Source organism: Mesobacillus boroniphilus JCM 21738 (assembly GCF_000517385.1).
GTDB lineage: Bacteria > Bacillota > Bacilli > Bacillales > Cytobacillaceae > Mesobacillus > Mesobacillus boroniphilus.
This window is the reverse complement of sequence record NZ_BAUW01000153.1, coordinates 1-4664: the sequence shown is the minus strand read 5'-3', so window position 1 is coordinate 4664 and position 4664 is coordinate 1. Positions and strand designations below refer to the sequence as shown.

The following is a 4664-nucleotide window of genomic DNA, read 5'->3' as shown; positions in this document are numbered from 1 at the left end:
GTTAGTTCCATAAGGATTTAACAAAAAGTGCATTTACCCTTCCTAAATCAACCCACCCACAAGGAGATTCTTAAATCTAATCAATCGGAATATATTGTACATATTTTTCGAATTAAATATTACTCTTTATGATAATCCTTTTTTTCTACCTGTTTCACTCTATGTAGAATCTGAAATAGTATTGTCGTAGTAAAAGAAAATTGAACAATAAACAAAAGTAAATAAATGAATTCAATATTTTCTCCACCAAGAATAGATCCAATTCCATATATCAATACAAAACCCCCGATGATAATATGTTTCGGCGTGCGAAAACACCAAGACCCAGACCCGACATGCAGCAGAATGGGATTTGAGGCAGATTTCTTTAGGGTTGCTGCACTCACTGATGAGTCTAAGTCAGCGAGCAGTAAAATCGCTAATGTAAAGATTACTAGCTTTTTCCCATGTGAAACCGATAAAAGAAAGACGTACTCTTACTAGTGCGTCTTTCGTGGTTTTAGCGTTGATGTTCGCTTTCAGGTATCCGTTTTCTAGATCCAAACCTCCAATGATAGGTGTTGTCATACTGTATCTTCTCCTTTTTGTGACGGAATCGCCGTCAGGCTTCATCCGTCCGTTTATTTATTGTAGGTGCTCCCGATGTAAATTGTTTTTAGGCGTGTGTACTTTATGAAATAAAAAACAACCCTCAACGATTGCTGAGGGTTGTCCTACATGCGATTGTCCAAGTTTTCTCTTATCGATAGGCGACGATTGCCGCAAAGACGACGAGCAGGGTCGGCATGTAAAATAACTTCAAGGTATTCGACCAAAACGCTGCCACCAGACCTCCCGTTTTCTCCTCATATTGGGAAGCATCCAACGAAAAATCGATCTGGTTGTTATTTAGCGTGGTCACATGTTCGTACAGTTTGACGTATAACCGCTCCTGATGGATAAAATAGCCGTCCAGCACCCAAAAGAACAGGGCTGGGACCAGGGCCAGGAACATAAAATCAGCGTTCATTTCCTTGATGTTGGCAAAAGCCAACAGCCCCACCACCAGCGTCACCGTCCACCCTTTCAGTAAGAACGAATTGGACGCCATGCGGGATATGACGTTCTGAATCATTTCAAGATGTCTCATTTTTTCTTCCATTTGCATTCATCTCCTGTGATCGTTATCTCTGATAGGCCTCAAATTTGAAGTCTAGCACTCTCTTAATGAGGTATAACTGATCTAGCGGGTGAGTTCTCCAACCCTTGAGTTCTCCCTTGAACTGATCGCGCCATACTGAAAGATCCGATGTAGAGAGTGGGATTAAATGACTGAGGTCTACATTATAGGAGACATCCAGTTTTTGCTTCTTTTCAGCCGCTTCGAATTTCGCATGTTTAATCAACAAGTCATGTCGGTCCGGCTTCTTCTTTCGCAACACGAGGGATGTCGCAATTTCACTATATATCCACGGCGATTTCGTTTTGTCCTAGACGACATCGCTGGTCGTGATGGAGTTTGGAGTGTTGACGAAAATAAGGCACTCGGCTTTATCCATCATTTTCGTAAATGCGGCTGACAGCATCATGTGTACATGGCTGGTGGAGAAATTTCTTTGGTCGTAATCGTACATATCCCCTTTTTTGTTTCTGCAGTACACATCATCGATCTTTTTCAGGAGGTCATTGGCATATCCCCACACGCAAGAGTCGATAAAGGCCGTCAATCCGAACTGCTCTTTCAACATGGCCGCAAATGCCATCGTGAGTTTCTGATCCCCGTGGGAGTGAGAAAGAAATATATCCGCCTTCACCTCTGGAAACCAATCTTGCTGCAGCGCCGACCCATCAAGCTCCCATCATCCAGGATGAAACGGTCCAACTTTTTTTGAACGTACTTCTTCTGTTGATTGTACGTCACTTCCCCCGCACCCTTGTAGTGCGAAAGAAACTGATTGTCCAACCCCGTCAAGTTAAATCCGGCAAACATAGTGAATCCTCCTTTTGTGACCCATTCCGGTTTGTACCTAAAACGTACCCTTTTATTGTCAGCCATGTCAATATAGGTAAATCATATATTTTCATATGTTTTTAGTTAATACATATGAGTTTTCTCACGTATCATGGATGGCAGGACCGAATGAACGGAATCGAGTACCCGGAAGAAAAAATCGTAAGCATGGAGCGGAAATCGATCGACAACATCGACATCGCCAAAATCAAACGGGAAATCGAGAAGATGAACCGGAAACTGAACGGGGATTGGAAAAAAGGCGGGAAAATGCGCGTCGCTGTGATTTACTCGCTCATTTATAGCGGGCTGCGTGTTTCGGAGCTTGTGAACCTGAACCGGGACGATCTGGATGTGCGGGAACGGACAGGAACCATCCAGGTCCGGGGAAAAGGAAACAAAGAACGAACCGTCCCCGCCCCGAAAGAGCTCAGACGAAAACTGATGGAATACCTGAGCGAACGGACGGATGACAATCCCGCCCTGTTTGTCTCGAACCGGGGGCAGCGCATCAGTGTCCGGAATGTCCAGGACATCCTGAGTCGGTTGAATGATCGCTGCGGGTTCAAGAAAGGAACGGTGCATCCGCACGTCCTCCGACATTCGTTTCTCTATTAAACGGCGAAGAAAGTGCCGCTCACGACACTCACGCAGCTGGCCGGACATGATGATCCGAAGACAACGATGATCTACACCACGCCGAACCTGCAGGAAGTCGGGGCGAAACTCGATGACTTGTACCTGGAGGATGACTGAGCGTATAAAGAGGGTAAATTTCAACACAAAAAGCCGGATGTCTCCTACGATGAGGAAATCTCCGGCTTTTCATTTTTTAGTGATTTTTTTAGTCATCTCAAAAATGAGCTGGAACTTTAACAAGGCGATAGTTACCGGTCCACATTTCTGTGCTCACAATTAGTACCTCATCATCTTTTTCAAAAAACAAACCATTACCATCTATGTTTTTGAAAATCCAACCTTTGCTGCTTATTAACTGTTTAATCTGCTCATTAACGTCTTCATTCTTCATGATGTACCAGGTTTCCTCATCGTCTTTTGAAATCTCTACTAATTTTTGATCTGATTCATTCAATTTCTGCACGACTTCTTTCGGTGTGGATTCTACATCTGCCGGAAGGGCTGGGTAACGCAACTGATTAAAATAAATAAAAATGGCTAATAATACAATACCAATCAAAACCACGCCTATGATAACCCATTTTCTATTCACCTTACATCCCCCTTTCTCCATAAACTTATTTACTATTTTAACCAAAAGCGCAAACTAATTACAGTTTGCGCTTTTAAATACTTCAAATATTAATTTGAGGCTTTATCCATTTCGTAGCCATATACCTTATATCCACTATTATACCAGTTTGCTAAGGTTGTTGTCTCTTTTCTATCAGTTGTATGTTGCGTTAAATATTTATTGCTGCTGTATGAACCCGTATTCTTTGTAATAAGGCCGTATGGTCTATATGGCCATCACCTGAGTAATCAGCATTTACAGCATCACCCGTTTGCAACGCTGAAACCGAACTCGCTACTCCAGCTCGCGCCTTCCAGTGGGTGTAGAAGTTATGAGCGCCACCCCAAGTATAAGAAGGCACTACGCCATAACTCCAAGATGCAGACGAAGTGTAGGACGACCCATACCTCATTTTCATGCCACCAGCATATAAGGCTTGTGAAACGAAGTTCGCACAATCATTCCACTGGCTCCAGCAACTCTTATCATAAATGCTGCAGCCTTCTTTATAGGCATAATAGTCGTAGGCGGGGTTTCTTCCGTCCCACCATTTATAGGCGTAATCCCTAGCCTTGATGTTGTCATATCCATTTGAATAAACAGTAGCAATGGATACAACATCCCCAGAAACTTCCTCATTTTCTGAAGTAGACGGATCATTTGGTGAAGCAGGCAATAAACTGATTAACTCTGCTTTCTCCTGTTCCGATAATACGGTATTGTTCTCTAATTTATTCTTGAATCCTTTGAGCTTATTGTTCTGAGCATGGTTTTCATATAAGTCTATAAACTGAACGAAAGATATTATTTTTTTCATATCTTCTTCGCTAAACTCATCAAAAGCCACACCCAAAGACAAGACGAATTTCTGATATGCTGGATCATCCAGGTCGGTAGCAATCGAAAGCCCGTTTGCTTTTATGTAGTCCTCGACAAGTTTAATGGCTTCTTTATGTTCGCCCTTGGCCATTTTTCTTTCTTGTCCTGGATTATCTGAGATGGTTTTGTAAAGCGTAATATCTTTTGCCGAAAAGACATTCTCCTTCTTTTCCTGGACTTCCACTTTTTCCGCGGCTAAAGCCGAAGCCACAGAGGTTGTCAGCGCTACTGCAAAAACCAATGCTGAAATCAATTTTTTCTTCATTCTTGCATTCCTCCTTATTTTTTGTATATTCTTACAATTCTCAATGTACCATAAAATTGGAAGATTCATAGTCTAATTTTAGTATTTTTATACCAGTTGGACTTGGGAAAATTTTAGGACAAGCGATTGCTGTATTTTGTTCACCTATTTGGAATGAAAAACAGGGGGTAAATTGGCGAACGCGGTTGTACCAATGTTTAAACCCAATGCAATTGCATTGGGGTTTTTTTGTCGGGAATGGAATGAAGTTTTCGGCAACCGATAGCTTCGAACTAAAC

8 protein-coding genes are annotated in these 4664 nt (G+C 42.3%); 1 reads left to right on the top strand and 7 read right to left on the bottom strand.

Annotated elements, in window-relative coordinates; all coding sequences use genetic code 11:
- Nucleotides 1-399 precede the first annotated feature (399 nt).
- The 4 genes from JCM21738_RS24605 to JCM21738_RS24030 form a co-directional block, all read right to left on the bottom strand.
- Nucleotides 400-567: a hypothetical protein gene (locus JCM21738_RS24605; RefSeq protein ID WP_023613808.1), complete on the bottom strand. Its 168-nt coding sequence runs from the start codon at nucleotides 565-567 to the stop codon at nucleotides 400-402.
- 172 nt (nucleotides 568-739) lie between these two features.
- Nucleotides 740-1141: a hypothetical protein gene (locus JCM21738_RS20955; RefSeq protein WP_023613807.1), complete on the bottom strand. Its 402-nt coding sequence runs from the start codon at nucleotides 1139-1141 to the stop codon at nucleotides 740-742.
- A 328-nt stretch (nucleotides 1142-1469) separates the two neighbouring features.
- Nucleotides 1470-1742: a hypothetical protein gene (locus tag JCM21738_RS24035; protein ID WP_148296166.1), complete on the bottom strand. Its 273-nt coding sequence runs from the start codon at nucleotides 1740-1742 to the stop codon at nucleotides 1470-1472.
- A gap of 47 nt (nucleotides 1743-1789) precedes the next feature.
- Nucleotides 1790-1969: a hypothetical protein gene (locus JCM21738_RS24030; protein ID WP_035210141.1), complete on the bottom strand. Its 180-nt coding sequence runs from the start codon at nucleotides 1967-1969 to the stop codon at nucleotides 1790-1792.
- 150 nt (nucleotides 1970-2119) lie between these two features.
- Between JCM21738_RS24030 and JCM21738_RS20940 the strand changes: the two genes are divergently transcribed.
- The gene (locus tag JCM21738_RS20940) at nucleotides 2120-2608 is read left to right on the top strand and encodes a tyrosine-type recombinase/integrase (RefSeq protein ID WP_023613804.1); all 489 of its coding nucleotides are present in this window, start codon (nucleotides 2120-2122) and stop codon (nucleotides 2606-2608) included.
- A 235-nt stretch (nucleotides 2609-2843) separates the two neighbouring features.
- Here the strand turns inward: JCM21738_RS20940 and JCM21738_RS20935 are convergent, their stop codons facing one another.
- The 3 genes from JCM21738_RS20935 to JCM21738_RS26370 form a co-directional block, all read right to left on the bottom strand.
- Complete coding sequence (locus JCM21738_RS20935) at nucleotides 2844-3221, bottom strand: hypothetical protein (protein WP_023613802.1); 378 nt, start codon at nucleotides 3219-3221, stop codon at nucleotides 2844-2846.
- 190 nt (nucleotides 3222-3411) lie between these two features.
- On the bottom strand, nucleotides 3412-4386 hold the full coding sequence (locus JCM21738_RS20930; protein WP_035210140.1) for an amidase domain-containing protein: 975 nt from the start codon (nucleotides 4384-4386) through the stop codon (nucleotides 3412-3414).
- A 40-nt stretch (nucleotides 4387-4426) separates the two neighbouring features.
- Nucleotides 4427-4664, bottom strand: a 238-nt coding sequence (locus JCM21738_RS26370) for a hypothetical protein (protein WP_243463118.1), incomplete at its 5' end; no start/stop codon positions are given.